This window comes from Pedobacter sp. UYP30, from assembly GCF_040547165.1.
GTDB lineage: Bacteria > Bacteroidota > Bacteroidia > Sphingobacteriales > Sphingobacteriaceae > Pedobacter.
The window spans coordinates 244,080-269,564 of the sequence record NZ_JBEPPD010000002.1; the positions used below are offsets into that span (position 1 = coordinate 244,080).

20 protein-coding genes and 2 tRNA genes are annotated in these 25,485 nt (G+C 37.7%); 14 read left to right on the forward strand and 8 right to left on the reverse strand.

All coding sequences use genetic code 11. From position 1 onward, the window contains the following. The first annotated feature begins 260 nt into the window (after positions 1-260). The 4 genes from ABIB40_RS03345 to ABIB40_RS03360 all read left to right on the forward strand — a co-directional run bounded on the left by ABIB40_RS03345 (position 261) and on the right by ABIB40_RS03360 (position 5,229). On the forward strand, positions 261-1,697 hold the full coding sequence (locus tag ABIB40_RS03345) for a restriction endonuclease subunit S (protein ID WP_354355960.1): 1,437 nt from the start codon (positions 261-263) through the stop codon (positions 1,695-1,697). A gap of 94 nt (positions 1,698-1,791) precedes the next feature. Then, on the forward strand, positions 1,792-2,916 hold the full coding sequence (locus tag ABIB40_RS03350) for a Fic family protein (protein WP_354355962.1): 1,125 nt from the start codon (positions 1,792-1,794) through the stop codon (positions 2,914-2,916). Positions 2,917-3,033: 117 nt separating this feature from the next. After that, positions 3,034-4,515 carry a type I restriction-modification system subunit M gene (locus tag ABIB40_RS03355; protein ID WP_354355964.1) on the forward strand — a complete coding sequence of 494 codons (1,482 nt, stop codon included), beginning with the start codon at positions 3,034-3,036 and terminating at the stop codon, positions 4,513-4,515. A gap of 120 nt (positions 4,516-4,635) precedes the next feature. Beyond that, on the forward strand, positions 4,636-5,229 hold the full coding sequence (locus ABIB40_RS03360; protein WP_354355966.1) for a hypothetical protein: 594 nt from the start codon (positions 4,636-4,638) through the stop codon (positions 5,227-5,229). A 95-nt stretch (positions 5,230-5,324) separates the two neighbouring features. Here the strand turns inward: ABIB40_RS03360 and ABIB40_RS03365 are convergent. Continuing rightward, positions 5,325-5,396 (reverse strand) — tRNA-Glu (locus ABIB40_RS03365). 82 nt (positions 5,397-5,478) lie between these two features. After that, a tRNA-Met gene (locus tag ABIB40_RS03370) sits at positions 5,479-5,551 on the reverse strand. Positions 5,552-5,715: 164 nt separating this feature from the next. Here ABIB40_RS03370 and era point away from each other — a divergent pair. Together era and der are read left to right on the forward strand one after the other, a co-directional pair. Continuing rightward, positions 5,716-6,618 carry a GTPase Era gene (gene era, locus ABIB40_RS03375; RefSeq protein ID WP_354355968.1) on the forward strand — a complete coding sequence of 301 codons (903 nt, stop codon included), beginning with the start codon at positions 5,716-5,718 and terminating at the stop codon, positions 6,616-6,618. Positions 6,619-6,735: 117 nt separating this feature from the next. After that, on the forward strand, positions 6,736-8,037 hold the full coding sequence (gene der / locus ABIB40_RS03380) for a ribosome biogenesis GTPase Der (protein WP_354355970.1): 1,302 nt from the start codon (positions 6,736-6,738) through the stop codon (positions 8,035-8,037). A 244-nt stretch (positions 8,038-8,281) separates the two neighbouring features. Here der and ABIB40_RS03385 read toward each other — a convergent pair whose 3' ends face one another. Then, positions 8,282-11,692, reverse strand: coding sequence for a PAS domain S-box protein (locus tag ABIB40_RS03385; RefSeq protein ID WP_354355972.1), 3,411 nt, complete (start codon positions 11,690-11,692; stop codon positions 8,282-8,284). 393 nt (positions 11,693-12,085) lie between these two features. On the opposite strand from ABIB40_RS03385, the gene ABIB40_RS03390 reads away from it, so the two are divergent. Both ABIB40_RS03390 and ABIB40_RS03395 read left to right on the forward strand, forming a co-directional pair. Then, complete coding sequence (locus ABIB40_RS03390) at positions 12,086-12,499, forward strand: response regulator (RefSeq protein ID WP_354355974.1); 414 nt, start codon at positions 12,086-12,088, stop codon at positions 12,497-12,499. Next, complete coding sequence (locus ABIB40_RS03395; protein ID WP_354355976.1) at positions 12,496-13,692, forward strand: sugar transferase; 1,197 nt, start codon at positions 12,496-12,498, stop codon at positions 13,690-13,692. Before ABIB40_RS03390 ends, ABIB40_RS03395 begins: the two co-directional genes overlap by 4 nt. 530 nt (positions 13,693-14,222) lie before the next feature. Here the strand turns inward: ABIB40_RS03395 and ABIB40_RS03400 are convergent. Next, complete coding sequence (locus ABIB40_RS03400) at positions 14,223-17,267, reverse strand: glycosyltransferase family 117 protein (protein WP_354355978.1); 3,045 nt, start codon at positions 17,265-17,267, stop codon at positions 14,223-14,225. A 523-nt stretch (positions 17,268-17,790) separates the two neighbouring features. Between ABIB40_RS03400 and ABIB40_RS03405 the strand changes: the two genes are divergently transcribed. From ABIB40_RS03405 to pth, 3 genes are all read left to right on the forward strand, one after another. After that, entirely contained in the window at positions 17,791-18,732 is a 942-nt protein-coding gene (locus tag ABIB40_RS03405) for a ribose-phosphate pyrophosphokinase (protein ID WP_354355980.1), read from the forward strand. A gap of 140 nt (positions 18,733-18,872) precedes the next feature. Next, entirely contained in the window at positions 18,873-19,460 is a 588-nt protein-coding gene (locus tag ABIB40_RS03410) for a 50S ribosomal protein L25/general stress protein Ctc (protein WP_354355982.1), read from the forward strand. Between the two features lie 901 nt (positions 19,461-20,361). Beyond that, the gene (gene pth / locus ABIB40_RS03415; RefSeq protein WP_354355984.1) at positions 20,362-20,922 is read left to right on the forward strand and encodes an aminoacyl-tRNA hydrolase; all 561 of its coding nucleotides are present in this window, start codon (positions 20,362-20,364) and stop codon (positions 20,920-20,922) included. Positions 20,923-21,006: 84 nt separating this feature from the next. On the opposite strand, the gene ABIB40_RS03420 is transcribed toward pth, so the two are convergent. Continuing rightward, positions 21,007-21,672, reverse strand: coding sequence for a tetratricopeptide repeat protein (locus ABIB40_RS03420; RefSeq protein WP_354355986.1), 666 nt, complete (start codon positions 21,670-21,672; stop codon positions 21,007-21,009). Positions 21,673-21,801: 129 nt separating this feature from the next. Between ABIB40_RS03420 and recF the strand changes: the two genes are divergently transcribed. Continuing rightward, positions 21,802-22,905, forward strand: coding sequence for a DNA replication/repair protein RecF (gene recF, locus ABIB40_RS03425; RefSeq protein WP_354355988.1), 1,104 nt, complete (start codon positions 21,802-21,804; stop codon positions 22,903-22,905). Then, the gene (locus ABIB40_RS03430; protein WP_354355990.1) at positions 22,898-23,188 is read left to right on the forward strand and encodes a DciA family protein; all 291 of its coding nucleotides are present in this window, start codon (positions 22,898-22,900) and stop codon (positions 23,186-23,188) included. The genes recF and ABIB40_RS03430 overlap by 8 nt, the downstream gene beginning before the upstream one ends. 44 nt (positions 23,189-23,232) lie before the next feature. Here the strand turns inward: ABIB40_RS03430 and ABIB40_RS03435 are convergent, their stop codons facing one another. From ABIB40_RS03435 to ABIB40_RS03445, 3 genes are all read right to left on the reverse strand, one after another. Then, the gene (locus ABIB40_RS03435; protein ID WP_354355992.1) at positions 23,233-23,403 is read right to left on the reverse strand and encodes a hypothetical protein; all 171 of its coding nucleotides are present in this window, start codon (positions 23,401-23,403) and stop codon (positions 23,233-23,235) included. A 53-nt stretch (positions 23,404-23,456) separates the two neighbouring features. Next, on the reverse strand, positions 23,457-24,179 hold the full coding sequence (gene bamJ / locus ABIB40_RS03440) for a BamJ family beta-barrel-assembly machinery protein (RefSeq protein ID WP_354355994.1): 723 nt from the start codon (positions 24,177-24,179) through the stop codon (positions 23,457-23,459). A 147-nt stretch (positions 24,180-24,326) separates the two neighbouring features. Next, positions 24,327-24,746, reverse strand: coding sequence for a nucleoside-diphosphate kinase (locus ABIB40_RS03445; protein WP_354355996.1), 420 nt, complete (start codon positions 24,744-24,746; stop codon positions 24,327-24,329). Positions 24,747-24,908: 162 nt separating this feature from the next. Between ABIB40_RS03445 and ABIB40_RS03450 the strand changes: the two genes are divergently transcribed. Further along, entirely contained in the window at positions 24,909-25,331 is a 423-nt protein-coding gene (locus ABIB40_RS03450; RefSeq protein WP_354355998.1) for a hypothetical protein, read from the forward strand. The last annotated feature ends 154 nt before the right edge of the window (positions 25,332-25,485 follow it).

Genomic DNA, 25,485 nt, shown 5'->3' on the forward strand with positions numbered 1-25,485 from the left:
TTTGTGGCAATTGCGCACAAAAACCACTCTTTAATTAGTTGATGTTTATTTGACTGAAAATAGAAAACGTTAGTAAAAGAAAGTTAAACATTTGATTATCAAATAGTTTTTATTTGACGGCTATTTGACTGGATTTGAAAGTTATTAACATTTTGCTTATTTCTTATTTGACTGAAAAAATATTTTTAAAAAAAATTAAATCATAACTACATGATTATCAGCGCTATCTTATTTGACGGCTATTTGACTGAAAAGCTAAAATGAACGAATTGAAAGAATTGCCAAAGGGATGGAAGTGTACAAACCTCAAAGAAGTTAGTGATTTAATCGGAGATGGTCTACATGGAACTCCAAAATATACAGCTGATGGTGAGTATTATTTCATAAATGGGAATAATTTAGTTGACGGAGAAATAATATTTAAAGAATCCACAAAGCGAGTAAATATTGATGAGTATCAGAAGCATAAGAAAAACCTTAATTCTTCAACAATATTAATTTCTATTAACGGAACTTTAGGTAACACAGCATTCTACAATCAAGAAAAAGTAATTTTAGGTAAAAGTGCATGTTATGTTAATCTGTCTGATGAAGCAGACAAGCACTACGTAAGATATATCCTAACTAGTAGAATCTTTATAAATTATGCTTTAAAGAACGCAAGCGGAAGTACTATTCCAAACGTTTCTTTAAAAGCAATGAGGGAATTTAAAATTCCTCTCCCTCCACTCCCCGCCCAACAAGCCATCGTATCCAAAATAGAAGAATTATTTTCTGAGTTGGATAAAGGTGTAGAGAATTTAAAAACAGCCCAACAACAATTAAAAGTTTATCGGCAAGCTGTTTTAAAATGGGCTTTTGAGGGTAGGTTAACAAATGGTATTAACAGTAATTTTAATGATTTACCTGATGAACATGAGTTAGGCATGGTGGCAGAACCTGGGGCGGTTTATCAATCGGCAAAAAATTTGAACAATGATTTAAAGAATTTACAAGATGGCCTTGATTTAAAAAGTAACAAGACTAAACGATTAGCAGGTAATCAAGAAAATCATGCCAATCAAAGTAATCAAGGTTCAGACAATGGAGGATTGCCAGAAGGCTGGATACTTACACAGTTGAAAGATATATGTTTAATAAAGAGGGGGAAATCTAAACATAGGCCAAGAAATGAGCCTAGTTTGTTTGGTGGTAAATATCCATTCATACAAACAGGAGATATTCGAAATGCAAATGGTGGTTTTTTGAGTAACTATTCTCAAACTTATAGCAAGAAGGGACTAGAACAGAGCAAGCTTTGGCCAATTGGGACTTTGTGTATAACAGTTGCTGCCAATATTGGTGAAACAGCAATTTTGAAAATGAACGCGTGTTTTCCTGACAGCGTTGTGGGATTAGTTTGTAACGAAGAAAAAGTTTTAAATAGCTACACCAATTACTTTTTCATATCACATAAATCCAAACTCGAGGCCTTAGCTCCAGCAACTGCTCAGAAAAACATCAACGTAGATATTTTAGAAAAAGTTAAAATTCCTCTACCTTCTATCAAGATTCAAACTAAAGTTATCGAAGAAATAGAATCCCGCCTTTCCGTTGCCGATAAAATGGAGGAAAGCATACAGCAAAGTTTAGTACAGGCAGAAAGTTTAAGGCAAAGTATATTAAAAAAAGCTTTTGAGGGCCGGTTGGTGAAATAAAATTATAGTGTACATCTTTTAAAACATGTACACTATAATCAATTTTAGTTTACATTTGTGTAAAGATGTAAACTAAAATGCAAAAATAACAAAAATGCAAATCGGTAGATTAATTAAGCAAACAGAAGGCTATCAAGCTTTTATTCCAGACAAATTTCCTGCAGTAGAACTGTTAGGCTTTTCTGCTGATATTTTACTTAAAGCAGCCAAAGCAGAAAGACTAATTGGAAAATTAGATGGGATTACCCATGTATTACCCGATGCAGATTTCTTTTTGAGCATGTACATTATTAAAGATGCTACAAGTTCTGCCCAAATAGAAGGAACAAGAGCAACCATGATGGACGCTTTAGAAATGCGCATGGGCATTAATGTAAAAGATACCGATGCAGATGATATTTTATATTACATTAAGGCATTAAAATACGGAGCCGAAAGATTAGGTCAATTTCCATTTTCTCTTCGTTTTATAAGAGAGCTTCATAAAGAGTTAATGACTGGCGCTCGTTCTACGCATTTTTCTGATCCCGGCGAGTTTCGTAAATCCCAGAACTGGATTGGAGGAACTACACTGCAAAATGCAGCTTATGTACCGCCACCCGTTGCAGCTATGAATAGCGCTTTGGCAGATTTAGAAGAATTTATTCACGATGAAACTTTAATGCCTGTGTTGCAAGCAGGTTTACTACATGCACAGTTTGAAACAATTCACCCGTTTTTAGATGGTAACGGACGAACAGGGCGGTTGTTGATTACCCTGTTTTTATTTCAACGAGCAGTTTTAGAACAACCAGTCTTGTTTCTAAGTAGTTATTTCAAAAAGCATCAGCAAACGTATTATGATAAATTACAAGCTTATCATCAAAATAGACCAAAAGAATGGATGCATTTTTTCTTAGATGGTGTAATAGAAATTGCCTTGCAGAGTATCGAAACTTCGAAAAAAATTACCCAACTTCGGGAAGAAGATATGCGTAAAATTCAAGCCTTGGGAAAAAGAGAAGCCAATAGTGGCGTTTCTTTCCTAAAGGAATTATATAGAAATCCAATAATAACAAATGCTTCTGTAGCGAGAGAAATGAAATTTAGCAGATCAGGAGCAAATAAAATTATAGATAGATTTATTGGTTTGAATATTTTATCTCCGTTAGATGAAAATGCTAAATACGGCAAAACATATATTTATCGCAATTATGTAGATATTTTTAACGAAAATTAGGTAAATGAGTCGAAAATTAAATATTTCAAAAACTCAACTTTAGGCTACATCTTTTCAAACATGTAGCCTAACTCTGTATTTAGTTTACATCTTTAACAAAAAAAGCAAAGTATAATAATGGCAAACAACGCATCAAACATCGTAAATAAAGTATGGGCTTTTTGTAATACCCTCAGAGATGATGGCGTAGGTTATGGCGATTATTTAGAGCAATTAACCTATTTGCTTTTTTTGAAAATGGCCGATGAATACACAAAACCACCGTATAGCCGAACAATGCCCATTCCAAGCGAATATGCTTGGGATACGTTAACCAACAAGTCTGGAGCAGAACTAGAAACCCATTATAACATTCTGCTAAGAGAGTTAGGGAAAGACAAAGGCATATTGGGGCAAATTTTTACCAAGAGCCAAAATAAAATACAAGATCCAGCAAAACTCTATAAACTTATTGCTTTAATAAATGCAGAGCAGTGGTTGTTGATGGGCGTTAAGGATAAGGGCGATATTTACGAAGGTTTATTGGAGAAGAACGCAGAAGATACAAAAAGCGGTGCCGGTCAATATTTTACGCCAAGGGCTTTAATTAAAGCAATGGTAGAATGTTTGCAGCCAGAAGCAAGTAAGACCATTGCAGATCCTGCTTGCGGAACTGGTGGTTTCTTTTTGGCAGCGTATGATTGGTTAACAGAAAATCGAGATTTGGATCAAGACGAAAAGAAATTTCTGAAATACAGTACTTTTTATGGAAATGAGATTGTTGCAGGAACGCGTCGTTTGGCGTTGATGAATTTATTCCTCCACAACATTGGAGACATTGATGCAGATTCCGCCATCTCGCCTAATGATTCATTAATTGCAGATACAGGTGTTAAATATGATTATGTGTTGGCCAATCCGCCTTTCGGTAAGAAGAGCAGCATGACTTTTACCAATGAAGAAGGAGAGCAAGAAAAAGAAGATTTGACGTATAACCGTCAAGATTTTTGGGTAACCACATCAAACAAGCAGCTAAACTTTGTACAGCATATTAAATCGATGCTTAAAAGCACAGGTAAAGCTGCGGTTGTTTTGCCAGATAATGTTTTGTTCGAAGGTGGGGTTGGAGAAACCGTCAGAAAGAAATTATTGGAAACAGCAGATTTGCACACCATCTTAAGATTGCCTACCGGAATCTTTTATGCGAATGGCGTTAAGGCAAATGTACTTTTTTGGGATGCTAAACCAGCCAGTAAAACCCCATGGACAAAAGAAATTTGGGTGTATGATTACCGAACCAACGTACACCATACCTTGAAGAAAAACCCATTAAAGTTAGAAGACTTGCAAGATTTCGTTTCCTTGTATCAAATGGAGAATCGAGCTAAGAGAAAAGAAACTTATCATTCAGAAACCAATCCAGATGGAAAATGGAGAAAGTTCACTTATGAGGAAATTATAGCTAGAGATAAAACGTCTTTAGACATCAGCTGGATTAAAGATAGTTCTTTGGCAGATTTAGATAACCTGCCAGATCCTGATGTATTGGCAAATGATATTTTGGAAAATTTAGAGGCCGGGATAGAAAATTTTAGGTCGATAATTATGCAGTTGAAATAATTTTCACCAAACGTTTGTTTATCTCGTGAGCCATAATGTTTGCTCAATTTTTATAGATACTTATTAATTGTTAAAAAGCCTTTCAACACTTAAGTTCTAAAATTTAGATTCATAGATATAATGAACGATTTTCTTATCACGAGCCTGAAAAATGACTCAACAATCCTACTTCCATGTAGAGAAAATGATCTTTTTATTTGGGTTCGTGATTCTGGTGGACTTTTATCAAAAACAGCGAACTATGGTATAATGGATTTATGCGTCATGTCTGCTGGTAGTTCGATTGCAATTACTAATAGGGTTGAAGACTTGCCTAACTATCTTTACGTTTCTTCTGACCAAATTTCAGGCTATAAAAACGTTAATGTAATTTTAAAGAAACATAAAAAGGTATATCGCAAATCGTTAAATCAAATTGAAATAGATGAGATAAGCGCCTTCTGGAAAATCCAAACTGGGGATTATATAATTTGGGCTGGAGATAGCCGCGCGGAAATTTGTAGTATAAACGGCGTTTTAAAAATCTTCGGCTTTGACACCGGATATTTACTAATTAATGAATCTGAATTTAATAGTGATTTCGGTCAAGAGGACGCTACCTCAACCAATGATGGGTTATCAACCGAAAGAGCAAGTTTATTGAACGAAGCTTTAAAGTTTCTATCTAGGAAAGGAAAATCAAGGACTTCAGCCAATTCGTGGAGTCTGGGATAATTTACATCAAATAAATTTAGTGTCCGAAATCTGTCCGAGGATAAAAGAAAAAACCACTAACTCATTGATAGTTAGTGGTTTAATTTGTTTTATTGTAGCCCGTAGGGGAATCGAACCCCTGTTTCCAGAATGAAAATCTGGCGTCCTCACCCCTAGACGAACGGGCCATTTTGACTTACGACTTTGGATTTTAGATTGACGATTAAAAACAATCGTAACTCGTAATTCTAAAACCGTACATCAACTTTGTAGCGGGGACACGACTCGAACGTGCGACCTTCGGGTTATGAGCCCGACGAGCTACCAACTGCTCCACCCCGCAATATATTTCAAAAATTAATCTCTTTAAACCATTACTCTAAAGAGGCTACATAAGTAGCAATTCCAATTTTTAGCGGCTTTAAATCCTTAACGCCTCCCCCGAATTGGAATGCAAAGATATAATTCGTTTCTTTGCGGTGCAAATTTATTTTAAAAAAAATTTTAATGGCACATAAAGCAGGCTTTGTAAGTATAGTGGGAAAGCCCAATGTGGGTAAGTCTACGTTAACAAATGTTCTTGTGGGCGAGCGACTTAGCATCATTACGCCAAAAGCGCAGACCACTCGACACCGCATTTTAGGTATCGTTAATGACGAGAATTATCAGATTGTTTTTTCTGATACACCCGGGATTATTAAGCCAAAGTACGGTTTGCAAGAGAGTATGATGAGCTTTGTTAACGGTTCTTTAACAGATGCCGATGTGCTTTTATTTGTTACAGACGTGAACGAAAAACACGATGAGGAAGACGCAATCGAAAAGATAAAGAATAAAAATATTCCAACCATTGTGTTAATTAATAAGATAGATAACGCAAAGCAAGATAAGGTAGCAGAGAAAATTGCTTATTGGGAAGAGCTGCTGCATCCGGTGGCGATTTATGCAATTTCTGCGCTTCACAAACATAATGTAGATGGCCTTTTAGATAAAATATTGTCTATGTTGCCAGAGCATCCTGCATACTACAACAAAGAGGACTATACAGATAGATCTGAGCGGTTTTTTGTTTCGGAAATTGTGCGAGAGAAAATCTTTTTAAATTACCAAAAGGAAATTCCGTACAGCACAGAAGTGATTGTAAAATCGTTTAAAGAAGAACCATTAAGATCTGGCAAAGCAGGAGACGTGCTTGTCAGGATTACAGCAGAAATTATCGTTGAGCGGGATTCGCAGAAAAATATTCTCATCGGCACCGCTGGCAACATGTTAAAAAAGGTTGGAACAGAGGCAAGGATAGAGATAGAGAAAATGCTAGGAAGCAAGGTCTTCTTAGAGCTTTTTGTGAAAGTAATTCCCGATTGGCGCAGTAAGAAGAATTATCTAAAAAGCTTTGGTTACGATAATTAAGCGTATTTTTGTCGCGTTATTTTTAGATAAGCACAGAAAAACGCGCAGTTTGTTATCCTTATAGTCTGGGTTAAAGATTGTAACCTTAACTAAAATTCATATCAATTTCAGAAAAACATGAGTAATATAATAGCCATTGTGGGAAGGCCAAATGTTGGCAAAAGCACCCTTTTTAATCGTTTAACAGAAAGCCGAAAAGCAATAGTTGATGATGTAAGTGGCGTAACCCGCGATAGGCATTATGGTGTGGGGGAGTGGACTGATAAGCAGTTTACGGTGATAGATACTGGCGGATACGTGGCCAATCCAGACGACATTTACGAGGCGGCCATTCGCGAACAGGTAATGATTGCCATAGAGGAAGCAAGTGTGCTTGTTTTTATGGTGGACGTAACCACAGGTATTACCGATCTGGATGATGACATAGTAAGTGTGCTAAGAAAAAGCGACAAGCCTATTTTTGTTGTGGCAAACAAAGTTGATAACACTGCGCTACACTCAGAAATACATACTTTCTATGGGTTTGGATTGGGAGAAATCTATCCATTATCTTCTATGACGGGATCTGGGACAGGCGAATTGTTGGATGATATAGTTAAACATTTTCAAGACGAACCCGAAGAAGAAAATTCTCTGCCAAAAATTACCATCGCAGGAAGACCGAATGTGGGTAAATCTTCACTAATAAATGCGCTGATAGGAAAAGAGCGTAACATTGTAACGCCTATTGCTGGTACCACCCGCGATTCTATAAAAATCCATTACAATCAGTTTGGCCATGAGTTTATGCTTATAGACACGGCAGGACTGCGTAAAAAGACCAAAGTAAGAGAAAACATAGAGTTTTATTCGGTAATGCGTACCATAAAAGCTTTAGAAGAAGCCGATGTGGTGGTGTTGATGATTGATGCTACAGAAGGTATTGAGAGTCAGGATATTAATATATTTCATCTTGCAGAGAAGAATAAAAAAGGTATTGTAATTTTGGTTAACAAATGGGATTTGGTTGAAAAAAACACCAAAACCATGAAAGCCTTTGAAGAGGCAATTCACGAGCGTATTAAGCCTTTTACCGATGTGCCGATTATTTTTACCTCGGTACTAAACAAGCAAAGAATTTTTAAGGCAATTGAGGAAGCACTTGCGGTATACGAGAATAGGAAGAAAAAAGTGCCAACGTCTAAACTAAACGATGTGATGCTCCCAATTATTGAAAACTTCCCGCCACCGGCATTAAAAGGTAAGCACATCAAAATAAAATACATTACCCAAATAAACGCAAGCTCACCCATGTTTGCTTTTTTTTGTAACCTGCCCCAATACATTAAAGATCCATATAAGCGCTTTATAGAAAATAAACTGAGGGAAAATTTCAATTTTGCTGGCACGCCTATTCAGATCTTTTTTAGACAGAAGTAATTTCGAATCTTTTTTAAGAAAATATACTCAAACTCGGTGGTTGAAATGCACAGGTTTTTAAACGTATATTTTTAATAAAGTATTTTCTTTACTTGGCAATTTTTTCCAATCAAACAAGTACGATAGGACAATTGGAAATTGCAGCGTTCTCCCGTATTAAAAAGAGTTCAAATCGTAAGGAAAGTGGCCTTCTGCGTACAGAAGATTCAAATTATTTTATTATCGTATCCAGCTTAACCGGAGGTTAATTAACAACCGGGAATTTTTCTTTTAAAGAGTTAACGGTTTCGTTTATAGTTTGTTCTACCAATTCTATAGATGTGGCTAGCGATTTATCGTTTATTTGTTCATTACCGAGTTCTTCTATATTTCTAATAACGCGTTGAATTCTGGAAACCTTTAAATGGTCTATGTTCGATTTCAACTTGTGTGCAACAGAACCCATTTCTAATAGATTGTTGTTTAAAAAGGCAATTTTCATTTCCTGAACCATAATTGGCATTTGCGTACAAAACAGGGCTGCCATTTTAATTACAAAGTCTTCTCTACCCTTACTTATCTGTATTAGAGAATCGAGCGTGTACAGAGGATTGTTATCTTGCTCTTCTTTCTTCTCCTCGTTTGGCACAAGAGCGCGCATAATATCGGTTTCATTTAACCATTTGTCTATTTTTTGCAAGAACAGCTGTTCTTCTATAGGTTTGGTAATATAGTCATTCATACCCTCGGCTATGCATTTCTCTCGCTCTCCTTCAATCGCAGATGCAGTAAGCGCAATTATCGGAAGGGTATAGCCTTGAGAGCGCAAAATTCTAGTAGTTTCGTAGCCATTTAGAACGGGCATTTGTACATCCATTAAAACGAGGTCAAAGCTGTTTTTACCAATCATCTCTAAAGCATCTTCTCCATTCTCTGCTACAATAACCGTTGCGCCATAATTTAAAAGCAAAATAGATGCAACGAGTCTGTTGAGGTCATTATCATCGGTAATTAAAATCTTTTTACCGTCCAAGAAATCATCATTAAAAGTAATTATTTTGTTTTCTGGCAGGTCTTGCTTCGATCCTTTTTCAAACTCGATATTTAATGTAACTCTAGTTCCTACGCTTTTTTTACTATCAACAGTAATGGTGCCCCCCATTTGTTCTATCAAACTTTTGCTTATGCTCATGCCCAAGCCAGTTCCACCGTATTTTCTACTAACAGATTCATGCTCTTGGCTAAATTTATCAAAAATCCGTGCCACATAACTTTGTTCCATTCCAATACCAGTATCCTGAACGGCTATCTCGATGAGTTGAGCGTCTGGCCTATCTTCCAGTACCTTACAGTTTACGGTTACAGAACCCTTTTCTGTAAATTTAATGGCATTGGTTAACAAATTAATTATAATTTGTTTGAGCCTATGTGGGTCACCAGTAAGTACGGGAGCAACAGTTCCCTGCACAAACTGCTCGTTCAATACAATACCCTTTAGCTCGGCTTTATGAGTTACCACTTTAATGGCATCTAACAACTCTGCCATTAAATCAAAGCCAATGTATTCTAAGCTAAGTTGCCCAGCATCAATTTTAGAAAGATCTAACACATCGTTTATCAAAACCAGTAAACCTTTAGAAGCTTTGCGCACGGTTTCTAGGTAAAAGTTCTGGCTAGAATCTAAATTGGTTTTTTCTAACTGGCTTGTCATGCTCATAATGGCATGCATAGGCGTACGCATTTCATGGCTCATGTTTGCCAAGAAAGTCTCTTTTGCCTGAGCCAACCTTTCTGCATCAATACGAGCCTTTACAAGTTCTTTTTCTTGTGCTTTGTTTTCAGTAATGTCTAAATAGATGCCTACACTACCGGTTTGCTCAGATTTCTCGTTGTACCGTGGCGCAACACTAACCATCCACCATTTTTGCTCTCGGCTTTTGTTTAAAGCTTCTAACTCGTAAGCAGGTAAAACTCCATTGGCGTTTGTTTCTGATATTTTTTGTAGATTGTCTGAAAAAATTTCTTTTGAATTGATGCCTAGCAATTCCTTCTCTTTGTAGCCGCTCATGTAACAAAAGCTTTTATTTACGTAGGTAATTATACCTTCGTTGTCCACCTCCAACATTCCCAGTTTCATACTGGCCAAGATGCTGCGATACTTTTCTTCATTTACACGGATAGAATCTTCTACTGCCTTTCTTTCAGTAATGTCTACCATAAAACCCGTATAAACAATGGCGTCTTGTTGTGTGGTGTAAGAATAAACGGAGCTAATAGCATACCAGCGTGGCCCTTTACTTGGCGTAGTAATCTGGCATTCATCATAAAATGGTTTTAGGGTTCGGCGGCTATATTGTTGCTTACGGTCTATTCTGCGCTGGTCTACATCCGAAATGCTTTTTTTATTCCAAAACTCGTGGGGCTTAAGGCCAAAAACACGATCTATGGCAGAACTAATATAGCGCATTCCGTCAGAGCCGTCGGATCTATATTCATATTCATAAAGCACAATAGGCAAATGCTCTGATAGCGATTTGAACTGTCCAAGCGCTCTCTCTAAAGATTCTTCTGTTTCCTTTATGCCAGTAATGTCTGTATGCGTGCCGATTAATTTTAAAGGTTGTCCGCTTGTATCTTTTTTAACAACCACGCCTTGGTCTAATACCCATTTTACATCTCCCTCAGAAGTATAAAACCTATATTTTTCATTGTGAGAGTCTATTAACCCGAGCCTATAGCTCTTAATATTCTCCTGTATTATTTCTTTGCCGTCTGTGTGAATCTTGTTCCACCAATTGGCTTTTCGCTCCTCAAAATCTTTTCCTTGTACGTCCCAAAATTCTATATTGCCTTTAGAAAAGGTAGTTATCCCGGTGTCAAAATTATGCTCCCAAAAATGGGTAATCTGTTCTAGCGCAAGCTTAAATTCTTCTTCTGCAAGTGCCGCTTTTTCTTCGATCTGTTTTTGTACGGTAATGTCTTCTATTACCGTAAAAAAGCCCGTTGCATCACCATCATTGCTATGAATTGTTTGGCCGTTAATTCTGCCCCAATATGGCGTTCCGTCTTTTTTGTAGTTAATCAGTTCGCTATTAAAGGGTTTTGCATTGGCCACTTGGCTGTTTAAATAGTTTAGTGTATGTCCACTCGTGTTCTTTCCGCCTAACAGATGCTCTGGTTTTTGCCCCAACGCTTCTTGTAAAGTAAATTGTGTGAGTTCTGTAAAACTGCTATTTACCCAAGTAATCCGATCTTGCAAATCGGTTATGGTTACACTATGAATATTGTTCTCTACAATTTGCGAAAGTATATTTAAACGCTCTTCAAGCGTTTTTCCAACGCTCGGGTAGGTAAGTGGCTCTTCGCTTTTACTGCCTGCAAAAAGCAGTAGATCTTCTGTAAGTACTTCCAATTTGCCGCTAAGCAATGCATTTCTTTGATTTTTAAACTGTAGCTTCAAACTCAGCTGTTCTTGTGCTATAAGTTTTTCATAGCTAATACCCGCATCGTTTGGTTCAACAACTGTAAAAAACTCGCTAAAGGGCTTGCCAATGCAATCGCCAAGCTGGCTAGTAAGCGCTATCGAGCGATTCGAAATACATAAATTTTTATCAAAAACGATAAAATAGGGGAACAGGTGGTTTAACTGTTTTTCAGTAAAAGATATTTGAGGCATTTTCATTTCCAATAATCCGATAATAAGCTACGATATAAAGCGTCTTAAGGTTTTTTCTTTGGGAGAGAATTCTGAGTTCGCTGGTAGAGTTTGTTTGTAAAATGGTAAATATAAGTATTTTAATGCAGGCTAAGCATATTTTTTTTAGATATTCCTTTACTCCACAAATCCTCAGTTTTTGCGTGTTTTTTAATAGTTAGTTTGTGTTGTGTGCCTTTTAATTATTGCTTTTTCGTATAATTGTATATCTTTTTAAGGGGAGATATGTTATGATTAGATTTGTGCATGGAAATCTGCTTCTGTTTAATTTTCGTAAGCAAGAGTGGGTGTCTAATTTTAAGCGAAATTTTGCCTGTTCCAGTATTGAAAAGTATAAATTAATAGTCCCAAATAATGAATTTATCCGATAATAGACCCAGAAGTATTCTCGTTGTAGAAGACGACGTCTTTATGCAGGCAATCTTAGAGGAGATTTTGGGAAGCCAATATCTCACAAAAATCGTTTCAAATGGCATGGACGGGCTCGCCTATTTGCAAAATGGAAACATGCCAGATCTAATAATTGCTGATTTGAATACACCTAAGTTGGGTGGTTTGCAATTGATTGAACAGGTAAAAAGTAGCGATTTTTTTAATTCTATTCCGATTATTATCCTTTCTGGCGAAGAAAGTTCTGAAAAGAGAATTCGATGCTTAGACTCTGGCGCTGACGACTATGTAGTGAAGCCATTTAACCCCGCAGAGTTAAAGGCAAGGATTAGGGTGGTGTTAAGAAGGATGGGCAAACTTACCGTTGCAAAGACATGAGCGAAGACATTTTAAGCGACACCAAGAAGCCGATTATTGCATTAATTGCATTTGATTCTGCCAACATTCAGTATTTTGAATCTTGCGACTTTGGCGATCGTAAGCTGCTAAGTTTCGAAAATGGGATGAAAATGGCTACAGCTTGGATAGAACAGGGATTAGACATTGTTGCAATTGTTTCGCAAAGCGAAATTATGGCGCCAGGTGGTTTAGCGCTTATAGAAACACTTAAAAATAAAGAGACTCCACGAGTTCCGTTCTTCCTTGCAGCAAATTATTTTAACCCAAACTTGCGAAAGCTTGCGCTGCAGGCAGGAATTGCCGACGTATTTAGGTTTCCATTAGTAACTGAAAAATTAGAAAAAAGAATTAATTTTTTAGTAGACCATTGGGATGGACTAAAAAGTAGCATTAGGGCAGATGTTCCCTCCGTAAAAAGTACTGGTTTAGCAAAACGAGTATTCGATATTTTTTTCGCAGGACTTGCCCTTTTGGCGTTTTCTCCTTTGTTTCTGGTCATTTACGTATTGGTTAAGCTAGAATCTAAAGGGCCAGTGTTCTATTATTCATTACGGGCTGGAACAGGTTTCAAAGTATTCAAATTTTATAAATTTAGGTCTATGTTTGTTGATGCAGATCAACGCATTAAAGATTTAATGCACCTAAATCAATACAATATAGATGCAGGAGAAAAATCGGCAGCTATCGAACCTCAAGGGCTTTGTGCAGATTGTGCGGGCGGAGGGATATGTAAATTTCCGATGTATGCAGATAAAGTTCAATGGTGCGAAAAGAATTTCCTTGATCACAGATCTAACACAGCAGGCTCCGCATTTTTTAAAATCAAAAATGATCCCCGTATAACCAAAGTAGGGAATTTTATACGAAACACAAGCATTGATGAGCTTCCACAGCTTTGGAATGTGCTGATTGGCGATATGAGTATTGTAGGTAACCGTCCTTTGCCATTATATGAAGCAGAGAAGTTAACAACAGATAAGTATGTGCTTCGCTTTGCAGCGCCGTCTGGAATTACTGGACTTTGGCAGGTAGAAAAACGCGGAAAAGGCGATATGAGCGAAGACGAACGCTTGGAATTGGATAATACTTACGCTAAAAATCAAAGTTTCGTAAACGATTTACGCCTAATTCTTAAAACTATACCCGCATTGCTACAGAAGGAAAGTGTGTAAAGCTTTGAGGTGCTAGGTAAAAGGTATTAGGTGCGTATGTGATAGGGACTAGGCATTGGCAGTCGCAGAGTTATATTTGTTCGGCGTTTGTTAGATCAAAAGCCTGGCGGCATCTACACAGTGTCATTAACTTAAGGATTTCGTCATTTTAAACGCAGTGAAAAATCTCACAACTAGTTTTGTATAACGTCTTTCTCGTAGTACTGAGGTGCTTCCTATGTCAGCATGACGCGTGTGCACGAGTAAGGCGCTTTTTTCCAACGGTCGTCATGTTTAGTGCAGGGAAACATCTCACTAGAAAGGCTATTATTGCGAGGCGGAGGTAGCGCGTGAGATGCTTCCTCTGTCAGCATGACGGCAAATGGTCTATTTGTCAAAATGCTAAACCACAGAACTGTCATGCTGAGTGCAACGAAACATCTCACAAGAACGACAATTATAGGCATTGCATCAGAGAAGCATCTACAAAAGAAAAAAGCCCTGCATATAGTTGCAGGGCTTTTACTTAATCCATTTATATCTCTAAGTTTTTATTGGGCAGGTGCTTGACCCATATATATGGTAAACCGGTTTTCAAGCCCTTTCGAGATGTTATCAAGCTGCTTGGCGATTTTAATTTGATTATTCGCTTTTGCTGCTTCACTCATTCTTCCCAAAAAGTATAAACCTGTTCTCACATTTTGCGCTCCTGTCAATTGACCCTTGGAATCTGAGATATCTGCAAGGTAAATAAGTTCTTTATTTACATAATCACCAGACTTAGCTAAAATATCATTCGCCCGCTCTACTTCGCCCAACTTGTAAAGATTCTCTACAAGATAGTATTTAAGCATTACAGTGCGGATGCCAAAAAAGCGCTGCGGCATCACCTCGTAAAATTTGTCTACCACTTTTTTAGCGCTGTCAGTTTTTCCTTCTTTAATCAAGCTTGATGTTAAGCTGTTAAAAACGTTGGTAAATATAAAGGTATCGTCTGATGATTGTGGATCCAAATAAGTCGCGGTTTTCATTTTGCCCCACTTAAATTTATTCATTACATTGTTGTACATCACCGGCGTATTTAGTTGGTCTGATCTTTCATCGTCCTTCGCGGTGGTGTCAACCTCTAAAGGTACTAAACGCTGTGTTAATCCTTCTGTGTGTAAATATTTATCTAGGCCATTAAACTGTTCTGACGGCACGGTAGATGCGAAATAGATTGGACGTTTCCAGTTGTTGTGTGCCAAAATGTCTAACATAGCCAATGTTCCTTTGGTTACATAATTCTTATTGAATTTCCAGTCCATTTCTGAAACAATGTTTGCCGAATCTGCTGCCGGAACGGTGCCTGTACTAATCACCTGAGCTTTGTTTATGGTCAACTTAAAGTTTTTGGTCGGCAAAAAGTTGCTCTGCGTGTTGTCTTGCATGGCAACCTTATCGCTTGCGTTCTCAGACAGCAGTAGATCTACAATCTTTTTAAGCTCAATATTTCCTTGAATCTTGTAATCATCAAAAGGCATTACATCTCTTACACCTTGTACGTATTGCGCTTTCGTCATGGTAATTGGCAATGGAGCAGATTCATTTTGTTTTTGCTTCATGCCATTAATGTACCAATCGGTATCAAATAAACTCAGGTTAACTACACGAACATCTGGGCGTACGTTTTCTACTTCTTGAATATACCAAAGTGGATAGGTATCGTTATCCCCGTAGGTAAACAGAATGGCATTCGGAGCGCAAGATTGCAAATAATCGTACGCAATGTCATGTGTTACCATTTTGGTAGACCGATTATGGTCATCCCAACCTTGCTCGCCCATAATGGTCGGTGCCGCCAACAAACCTATTACCGTTGCAGCTATTGCACCCTTTATGGGAGTGAGTTTTTTAAACAGCCATTCTTGAATGGCCAACACCCCGAGCCCGACCCAAATGGCAAATGCGTAAAAAGACCCGACGTAGGCATAATCTCGCTCTCGAGGTTCTAAAGGCTTTTGGTTGAGGTAGAGTACAATTGCTAATCCTGTAAAAAAGAAAAGTAAAGCCACCACACCAGCATCTTTTTGGTTGCGTTTAAAGTGCCAAATAGCACCTAAAAGCCCAAGAATAAGTGGTAAAAAGAAGAAACGGTTATAGGCATTACTATCTACGGTAGAAGGTGGTAAATGGCTTTGATTACCTAAACGCAGCGCATCTATGGGTTTAACGCCGCTAAGCCAAGAACCTTCAAAGCCACTACCCTGTCCTTGTTCGTCGTTTTGCCGCCCAACAAAGTTCCACATAAAGTAACGCATGTACATATAGCCCACTTGGTAACTTGTTAAGAAGCCAAGGTTATCTATAAAGCCGGGTTTTGCACTGTCGTCTAGGTTCATCCATTCTTTATAGAATGCCGCATGGCTTGGGTCATCGCTATACATACGTGGCAAAAGTGTGGTATTGCTGTAGTCGTAATCTGTTTTTTGCCCTGCAACCACATATTTTTTATCCCCTTTGCGGTAGATATTTTTTCCTTCGCTTACGCCAGTTTTTTCAGAATTATAGTTGGGACCGAATAGGAGTGGTCTATCGCCGTATTGCTCTCTGTTTAAATAACTTAAAAACGAGAAAGCATTTTCTGGGTCACTATTGTTTAGGTTGGGCTCCGCTTTAGCTCTAATTACGATCATGGCAAAAGATGCGTAACCAAATATAATAAGCACCGTAGCCATTAAACCTAGGTTTAAAATCTTGTTTTGATGTTTAATAGAGTAGGTTATCCCCCAAACAAATGCGCCAATTAAAATTACCGCAAAAAATAACACACCGCTACCAAAGCCCATGCCCAAAGTGTTTACAAAAAACAAATCGAAATAAGCGCCTAAAGAAACCACATACTGGATAATGCCGTATTGAATAAAACCTAAAATTAAAATCCCTACAAAGAGTGCTTTAAAAATGCCCGTAGAAGTTGTTTTCTCTGTTCTTTTAAAATAATAAACCATTGCCATTGCAGGTATCGTCAGCAAGTTGAGCAAGTGTACGCCGATAGAAAGTCCCATCATGTAGGCAATAAATAACAACCATCTATCTCCTTTTGGCTCGTTGGCATGAGCGTCCCACTTTAAAATTCCCCAAAAAACGATTGCGGTAAACAATGATGATTGTGCGTACACTTCAGACTCTACTGCAGAAAACCAAAAACTATCAGAAAAAGTATAAGCTAAAGCGCCAACTGCACCAGCGCCCATAATGCTTATCAACTGTGCTTTTGTAACCTCTTCTCCTGCCTTAACCAAAGTTTTCTTTGCTAGGGCGGTAATGGTCCAAAAAAGGAAAAGAATACAAGCCCCGCTACACACCGCAGAGCCAACGTTCATCCAGTAAGCTATTTCGGTAAGGTTGCCCAAGGCAAATAGAGAAAAAAAGCGTTGAATCATTAAGAATAGCGGCGCGCCTGGTTGGTGCACAACCTGCATTTTAAATGCAGAAGCTACAAATTCTCCGCAATCCCAAAAGCTGGAGGATGGCTCTAGCGTTAATACGTAAGTTAATGTGGCGATAAAGAAACATATCCACCCAATTATATTGTTAACTTTTGAATATTTCATTGTTTAGTTGGTAACTGTTTTTAAAAATTAGGCTTACTAAAATGCTGCCGAAATTAACCAATAATGTCGATAAAAATAAAGTTTTGGCAGATTGTTTTAACAATATTTAACCCTTTAGCTCATTTCTACCGATAAAATTTATACAACACTTTTTCTTGATGATTATGTTAAGTCTTTTTTGCTTTTTTTTTGCTGATGTACCCATAAGGACGTTAAAGATAAATTGATGTTGCATGCAGTAAGATTTTTTAGAGTAGATTTTTTAATTATTTTGAAAAGTTGATAAAACAACATTTTTTTTAACAACACTCTTGCAAATTTAAAATAAGGTGCCTACATTTGCATTCCCTTTCGATGATTGCCTTGTCGATTGATTTTTGTCCGATAGTATAAGGGTAGTACGACAGTTTTTGGTACTGTTTGTCTTGGTTCGAATCCAGGTCGGACAACATAAGTTTAGGCTCGGATCATGTTTAACAAAACATGATCCGATTTTTTTTAAAAACAGTTAACTACACGGATCATGCCATTGCAGTTTAACAATGTGAAACTTTTTTCAGGAACTGGTTCACGGGATTTAGCAGAGAAGATAGCCGGTAATTACGGTAAAAAATTGGGCGAAGTTACCATTCATCGTTTCAGCGATGGAGAGTTTCAGCCTTCTTTTGATGAATCTATCCGTGGCTGCGATGTGTTTTTAATTCAGTCTACTTGCCAACCTACCGATAATTTAATGGAACTTTTGCTCATGGTAGATGCAGCTAAACGTGCTTCTGCCCATTACATTACAGCGGTTGTGCCTTATTACGGTTTAGCTAGACAAGATAGAAAAGACAAGCCCCGCGTGGCAATAGGAGCTAAATTGGTGGCTAATCTGTTAAAATCGGCTGGGATACACCGCATTATGACGATGGATTTACACGCTGCACAAATTCAAGGTTTTTTTGATATTCCAGTAGATCACTTAGATGGCTCGGTTATTTTTGTTCCATACATTAAAAGTTTAAAATTAGCAAACCTTACCATTGCATCGCCAGATATGGGCGGGTCTTATCGTGCCAGAACCTTCGCAAAGTTTTTTAATGCCGAAGTAATTATTTGCGACAAGCGCAGAAAACGTGCAAATGAGATAGAATCTATGTCTATTATTGGAGATGTAACCGGGCAAGATGTGGTGTTGATGGATGATATTTGCGATACCGCTGGCACATTATCTAAAGCGGCCGCGTTGATTATGGAAAGTGGCGCTGCGAGTGTTAGGGCCGTGTGTACACATGCTGTTTTATCGGGCAACGCTGTGCAAACCATAGAAAATTCGGTTTTGGCAGAGCTTATCGTTACAGATACCATCCCGTTAAGGGAAAAAAGTGAAAAAATAAAGGTATTGAGCACAGCAGATCTTTTTGCAAGGGCAATTACCAACGTAAACGAACATGGCAGCATAAGTGAACTGTTTAAAGTGTAGAGTATATAGATTCAAGTATCAAGTATCAAATATCAAGTATCAAGTTGATTAGCGTTAATACAAATAGCAGAACCGAAAGGATTTGGCCTAGCTAAATATCAAATAGGAAAGCAAAACAATAGAGATAAATAAAGACAAAAATGAAAACAATCGCAATTAGCGGTTCTCCTAGAGAGAACGTAGGGAAACGCGACGCCAAGGGGCTTCGTTATGATGGTAAAGCTCCAGCAGTATTGTACGGAGGTAAAGAACAACATCATTTTTCTGTATTGATTACTGATTTAAAAGACGTAATCTATACAGCAGAGGCAAATTTTGTAGAAATCGACTTAGGTGGCAAAAAGACAAAAGCCATTGTAAAGGACACACAGTTTCATCCATTAACTGATGTTTTGATGCATATCGATTTTCTTCAGTTATTTGATGATAAGGAGATTGTTATGGAAATACCTATTAAATTAACTGGTACTTCTCCAGGTGTTAAAATGGGTGGTAAAATGGTGCAGAAATTACGTAAATTACGTGTTAAATCATTGCCAAACGCTATGCCACAAAGTGTTGATGTGAGTATTTCTAAATTAGAAGTTGGAGATATTATTAGAGTGAGAGATGTAAAAACAGAAGGTTTTGCTGTGGTAAACACTCCAGAAGATACCATTACTTCTGTTTCTTTATCTAGAGCATTAAAACAAGCAGAAACTGAAGCTTCTAAAGTAGCGAAGAAGTAAGCTAGATTTTATATGAATCTAATTTTTTAAAACGATAGGTAATTATTGCCTGTCGTTTTTTTTGATTCAAGGAAGCCAAAAAGTCGTTCTCGGTAATTGCCAGACGGCGCTTCTCAAGTCTCATGACAACACAAGTGGACACTTACGCTAGAGAGGGCAATGTCATTAACTTAAAGAAATCGTTTGTCCGTCAGAGCCTGTCGAAGACCTTAAAAAAATCCAAAAACCAATAAAATGGTTGTCCTTCGACTACTTGTCCCGACCATTCGGGAAGCTACCATTGACGTTATTTATAATCAATTGAATATCAAACAATTATAATATTATTTAATTTCCACCATCCCTTCATTCGGCCCTTCCGAAAATCACCTCTGCTCTGCCTAACGCTGTGCTAGCCGCACGGGCTTCAAACTTTTTTCTTGATAAAAAAGTTTACAAAAAATCAAGGCTGGCACCCCTTTGGGTAAAAATTCGCCAAGCTGTTCAATAACGATGCTTCGAGGCCTTTCCCCTACTCATTCCCGCGCAAGGCTGCGAATCCTCTTCGTAGCTGAAAAGTGTCCGGTTTCTGCAAGCAGCTTTAGGCGTTTTTTACTCCAAACTGCTGCTAGGCCGGGACTAGCGAGATGGCTATAGCGAGTTAAAAAAGCGTCACTTATGTTGATTTATATGAAATATATTAACCCTCTGGATGACACTATTTTATTGGTTTTTCCTTAACTTTATGACTTTGGGGCTGTGCTTCGAACGATTTTAAAGAGATTGGTTTTTGCTCCTTGTTCTTCAGCCTCAACCTCGGTCTTATCCTCTACCTTCAACCCTCTACCTTCCAATCCTCAACCTCAACCTTCTCAATCTCTTTTCGCTTTGGTCTTAAGCCCTTTTTTATATCTTTGCCCGCATGAAATACCTGATTGTCGGTTTGGGAAATATAGGCGCCGAGTACGCGCACACGAGGCATAATATTGGTTTCGATATTGCCGATGAATTGGTGAATAATTTAGGGGGAAATTTCGAAATCGGTCGGTTGGCCTATCATGCCGAAGTGGGTTTTAAGGCGAGGAAACTTCATGTAGTTAAACCAACAACTTTTATGAACCTGAGCGGCAAGGCCGTTAGCCATTGGATGAAAGAGCTCAAAATCTCGCCAGAAAATGTGTTGGTACTGGTTGATGATCTGGCGCTTCCATTTGGTAAGTTGCGGTTAAAACTTCAGGGAAGTAGCGCGGGGCACAATGGGTTAAAAAGCATTGAGGAAGTTTGTGGCGGGCAAAATTATGCCCGTTTACGTTTTGGTATCGGCAGCGGTTTTGCAAAAGGTAGGCAGGTAGATTATGTATTGGGTGCATTTGATAAAAAGGAACAGAAAGAACTTCCCATATTAGTAACAAGAAGTGTGGCGCTTATAAAAAGCTTTGTTACCATCGGGCCGGCCCAAACCATGACAGACTTTAACAAATAGTTTATCGCGTAAAGCTGCAAAAAAATTGCTCAAAAAAAAAGCTCCCAATTATCTTGGAAGCTTTCTAAAAATAGGTTAATGTGTTTATTTCGCCTGTGCTTGCGCTCTAGCAATATAACCGTCAATCAATTGTGCCTCAGCACTTTCTGGATATTGGGTTTTAATCTTTTTATAAGAATCAACAGCAGCATTAAATTCTTTTTGATTTTCTTGCACCAATGCCAGTTTCTTTAAAAACATCGGAGATGTAAATTTGCTTGCCTTTTCGGCAGCCTTAGTGTAAAATGTTTCAGCTTGTTTATAATCTTTCAACTCACTATATGCATCGCCCATTAGGCCCAAAGCCAAAGGATCTGCAACCGGACTACCAGTAGCGCTATATTTGCTCAACGCATCTACAGCTTGTTTGTACTGACCTTTGCGCAGGTAAATACCGCCCATGTAAAGGTTGGCCAAGTTGGCCGATTTTGTGTTGTCGTAATCGGCAGCAATTTTTTCCAGGCCCGGATAACCGCCCTCGCCTTTAATGGCTTTGTTCGATAAGGAATCTATGCCTATAAATTGCTCGGCCTTATACATTTTGGCAGAGGCTTCTTTGGCTCGGCCTTTTAAATATACACCTTGATACCAGATATAAACTACCACTAGTAATACTACCGCACCGGCAATAAACAACAGACTTTTGCTGTTCTCTTCTATAAAAGAGGTTTTTCTTTGGGTGGGCGATGTTCTATTTATTGGTTTAGACATGTTGGTTTTAAAAAAAATTTGAGAGTGCAAAAATACATTTTTCGTTTAAAGAAACAACCTTTATCTAAAAGTATTTGATTAAAAGTTAGTTAATTGGCGGTTTAAAATGGCTAAATTGCGATTTGTTATATGTGGCTAAAAAATATTACCCTTTTAAACTTCAAGAATTACACAGATGCTGCCCTTAGCTTTTCTGAAACCGTAAACGTGTTTACCGGAAATAATGGCTCTGGAAAAACCAACATGTTAGATGCCATACATTATCTCTGTTTGTGCAAAAGCTATTTTAACCCGATAGATGGGCAACAAATTAAGACCGGCGAAGAGCTTTTTATGATTCAGGGTGATTTTGATCGCGAGCATAAAAACGAGAAAATTACCTGCGCAGTTAAAAAAAATCAAAAGAAGCAGTTTAAGCGCAATAAAAAGGACTACGATAAATTGGCAAATCACATTGGGTTGTTCCCCTTGGTAATGGTTTCGCCTAATGATGTGAACCTTATTATGGAAGGGAGCGAGGAGCGGAGAAAATTTATAGACAATGTTATTTCGCAGACAGATGCGCATTACCTAGATCAGCTTATAGCATACAACCGCGTACTTGCAAATAGAAATGCGTTTCTAAAGCAGATTGCCATTTCAAAGGCCTATGATGCAGTTTTAATGCAAATTATAGACGATCAATTGGTGGGCATTGGCGATAAGATTTTTGCCATACGAACTGCTTTTATCCAACAATTTATCCCCTTATTTAATCAGTATTATCGCTATTTAACTGATGATGCAGAAACGGTGGAGGTTAGCTACATTTCTCAGTTGACTGAAACTCCTTTTATAAGCCTGCTGAAGGCTACCGTAGAAAAAGACAGAATTTTAGAGCGTACCACCACAGGCATTCATAAAGACGAACTTGCTTTTACGATAAGAGAGGTGCCTTTGAAAAAATTTGGTTCACAAGGGCAACAGAAATCTTTTTTAATTGCTTTAAAATTAGCACAATATGCCTATCTTTCTAAAAACAAAGGTTTTAAGCCGCTTTTATTGTTAGATGATATTTTTGATAAATTAGACGATAACAGAATAACAAAGTTGATGCAAATGGTTTCTCATAAAGATTTTGGACAAATCTTTATCACTGATACCGGGAAAAATAGGGTAGAGAGAATTTTTGAGGGCATAGCTGTAAGCATTACGCTATTTGAGGTAGAGAACGGAGGAATTAATTATGCGTAAACCAAATGATGTGAGCGTTAAGGATGCAATCGGCAAAATGCTCGATGTATATAGGCTTAGAAAAAAATTCGATGAAACATCAATTGTAGCTTTATGGCCAGAGATTATGGGCACTGCCATAGCAAATAGAACTACGCAAATCTATATTTACGATAAGAAGCTATTCATTCGTTTAGAATCGTCTGTTATAAAAAACGAACTTTTGATGGTAAGGCAAGGCATTATCCAAAAATTAAATGAAAATGCGGGCAGCGAGGTGATTACAGAAATCGTATTTCTGTAGATTCTTTTAGTGGGTGTAAAATCAAAAAAGGAGAGGTAAGTGAATTACTTACCTCCAAATATTTTTGCCAAGATCCAGATAACCAACGCTACTACTACTACAATAGCGATGACTCCTGTCCAAACGCCAGCTTTAAATATGCCACCAATAAGTTCGCAGCTGCTAAGTGTACTGCAAATTAATGCGATCGATAGTAATGGAAGTGCTTTTTTCATATCTAGTTATTTTTCAACAACAACAAAAGCACTAAAATAAAGTTTTAATTTTTTTACTTACCATTTACTTTTAGCAATTCAATTTCGAAAATTAATGTGCTGTATGGCGGAATATCTTGTCCGGCGCCACGCGCTCCATATCCTAAATTATAAGGCACAAAGAATTTATACTTAGAACCTGTAGGCATCAATTGCAAGCCCTCAGTCCATGCTTTTATAACTCCGTCTAAAGCCAGGGTAATTGGTTCTCCGCGGTCGTAAGAGCTATCGAATTGTTTTCCGTTTAACAGTGTTCCTTTATAATGTACAAGTACCGAATCGGTTAGGATGGGTTTAGGGCCAGTTCCTTGCTTTAAAATCTCGTACTGTAGGCCGCTAGCTGTTGTTTTTACACCTGGACGTTTCCCGTTTTCTGCCAAGAATTTTTTACCCTCTGCGGTAAGCCCAGAATTTTTAGCTTCATTTACCTTGGTAATGGCAGCTTGAATTTTTTCTTCTGCTTGTTGCTGGGTCAACAACTGGGTTTCGCCAGAAAATGCTGCCTTCAAGCCTTTAGTTAGCGCTTCGAAATTAAATGTGGTAATTCCTGTAGTCTTTAAACTAGCTCCAATAGAAGTTCCAAAAGCATAGCTTACAGAGTCTAGATTGGTTTTTAACCCAGGTTGAGCTACGGTTTTTGAAACTATAGTTGTTTTCTTTACTGTTGCTTTCTTTTTTTGGGCGAAGCCTGTGAGACTTAGTGCAGCAATAGTTATGGTTAAGATTGTCTTTTTCATGCGTTTTAAAAATTATTTTCTCTCTTAAAAAAAGAGACATTGTTGTTGTTGAGATAGAATTGATTGTTCAACATAAATCCCGATATAAGTCGGGATTTATGTTTTAAATTACTATGCCATAAAAAATGGAAAGGCCGATATGTTGTATTAGAAACGCTCATTTTCGGCGAAGAAGAAGTCCCCTTCAATCTGGGCATTTTCATCACTGTCTGAGCCATGCACGGCGTTAGCTTCTATAGATTTTGCATATTTTTTGCGAATTGTTCCTTCTGCTGCTTCTGCTGGATTGGTTGCGCCGATCAGTTTCCTGAATTCTTCTATTGCATTTTCTCTTTCTAAAATGGCTGCAACAATTGGCCCTAAGCTCATAAAGCTAACCAAGTCTTTGTAAAATGGACGTTCTGCATGCACTTCGTAAAACTTGCCAGCGGTTTCTGAAGTAAGTTTGGTATATTTTAGTGCAATTATTTTAAAACCTGCTTGGGTAATGTCGTTTATAATCGCGCCAATGTGGCCGTTAGCAACTGCATCGGGCTTAATCATGGTAAAAGTTCTATTCGTGCTCATAGGGTGTTTAATTTTTTTGCAAAAGTAATGTTTAATCTGTAAAAGGAAAGTTTTTGTTTTGACAAAACATACAGAACTGGCTAAGTTGTTATTTACTGTAGCGTTTAAGAGACTTTTTTCGTTTTACCATTAACAGTAATAAATCATCTTAAAAGATTAACCATGAAATTAAATCTATCCAAAACCTACGCTGTGCCAGCTTTTAAGCGAAATTCATTAACAACGCTCTCAACGCTCTCAACACTCTTAACGCTTTCAATGTTCCTAACGCTCTTAATGCTCTCAACGTTCTCAACGGGTTGTAAAAAGAATCAATTGGACGTAAACGAAGAAAAACATTATTCGCAAGTTGATCATGTACCAGCCAATGCTTATGATGGTGGTTTTAGCTTAACACTGCAGCCAGACGGAGTTGCAGATGTTAATCCAGGCGGAGACATTGTTTATCGAGGCACCTATAAAATTAATGGTGCTAAAATAAAGGTTAAGACGCCACAGAACTCAGCATCTTATACTTTTACCATTATTTCTGAATCGGAAATCAAAGAAAATCAATACGGAACAATTTTAAAGTTGAAGCAATAATCGGTACCAGGCAGCTCAGTAGCTAGAAACTAAAGCCATTAAAAAAGGTAATGTGAATCGAAAGCCTTAATAGTATTCTATATCGGGCTGAGCTTGCAATTTGTAATAATTTCTTCCACTATATTTATTTAAATTAATTCTAAATAACTCTTGG

Bases quoted from the DNA above. Each gene is read 5' to 3' on its own strand.
- ABIB40_RS03420 (WP_354355986.1), bottom strand. From the start codon at position 21,672: ATGTCTAAACCAATAAATAGAACATCGCCCACCCAAAGAAAAACCTCT.
- ABIB40_RS03400 (WP_354355978.1), bottom strand. From the start codon at position 17,267: ATGAAATATTCAAAAGTTAACAATATAATTGGGTGGATATGTTTCTTT.
- ABIB40_RS03390 (WP_354355974.1), top strand. From the start codon at position 12,086: ATGAATTTATCCGATAATAGACCCAGAAGTATTCTCGTTGTAGAAGAC.
- ABIB40_RS03405 (WP_354355980.1), top strand. From the start codon at position 17,791: ATGCCATTGCAGTTTAACAATGTGAAACTTTTTTCAGGAACTGGTTCA.
- ABIB40_RS03385 (WP_354355972.1), bottom strand. From the start codon at position 11,692: ATGCCTCAAATATCTTTTACTGAAAAACAGTTAAACCACCTGTTCCCC.
- pth (WP_354355984.1), top strand. From the start codon at position 20,362: ATGAAATACCTGATTGTCGGTTTGGGAAATATAGGCGCCGAGTACGCG.
- ABIB40_RS03430 (WP_354355990.1), top strand. From the start codon at position 22,898: ATGCGTAAACCAAATGATGTGAGCGTTAAGGATGCAATCGGCAAAATG.
- ABIB40_RS03395 (WP_354355976.1), top strand. From the start codon at position 12,496: ATGAGCGAAGACATTTTAAGCGACACCAAGAAGCCGATTATTGCATTA.
- der (WP_354355970.1), top strand. From the start codon at position 6,736: ATGAGTAATATAATAGCCATTGTGGGAAGGCCAAATGTTGGCAAAAGC.
- era (WP_354355968.1), top strand. From the start codon at position 5,716: ATGGCACATAAAGCAGGCTTTGTAAGTATAGTGGGAAAGCCCAATGTG.
- bamJ (WP_354355994.1), bottom strand. From the start codon at position 24,179: ATGAAAAAGACAATCTTAACCATAACTATTGCTGCACTAAGTCTCACA.
- ABIB40_RS03445 (WP_354355996.1), bottom strand. From the start codon at position 24,746: ATGAGCACGAATAGAACTTTTACCATGATTAAGCCCGATGCAGTTGCT.
- recF (WP_354355988.1), top strand. From the start codon at position 21,802: ATGTGGCTAAAAAATATTACCCTTTTAAACTTCAAGAATTACACAGAT.
- ABIB40_RS03435 (WP_354355992.1), bottom strand. From the start codon at position 23,403: ATGAAAAAAGCACTTCCATTACTATCGATCGCATTAATTTGCAGTACA.
- ABIB40_RS03360 (WP_354355966.1), top strand. From the start codon at position 4,636: ATGAACGATTTTCTTATCACGAGCCTGAAAAATGACTCAACAATCCTA.
- ABIB40_RS03355 (WP_354355964.1), top strand. From the start codon at position 3,034: ATGGCAAACAACGCATCAAACATCGTAAATAAAGTATGGGCTTTTTGT.
- ABIB40_RS03345 (WP_354355960.1), top strand. From the start codon at position 261: ATGAACGAATTGAAAGAATTGCCAAAGGGATGGAAGTGTACAAACCTC.
- ABIB40_RS03350 (WP_354355962.1), top strand. From the start codon at position 1,792: ATGCAAATCGGTAGATTAATTAAGCAAACAGAAGGCTATCAAGCTTTT.
- ABIB40_RS03410 (WP_354355982.1), top strand. From the start codon at position 18,873: ATGAAAACAATCGCAATTAGCGGTTCTCCTAGAGAGAACGTAGGGAAA.
- ABIB40_RS03450 (WP_354355998.1), top strand. From the start codon at position 24,909: ATGAAATTAAATCTATCCAAAACCTACGCTGTGCCAGCTTTTAAGCGA.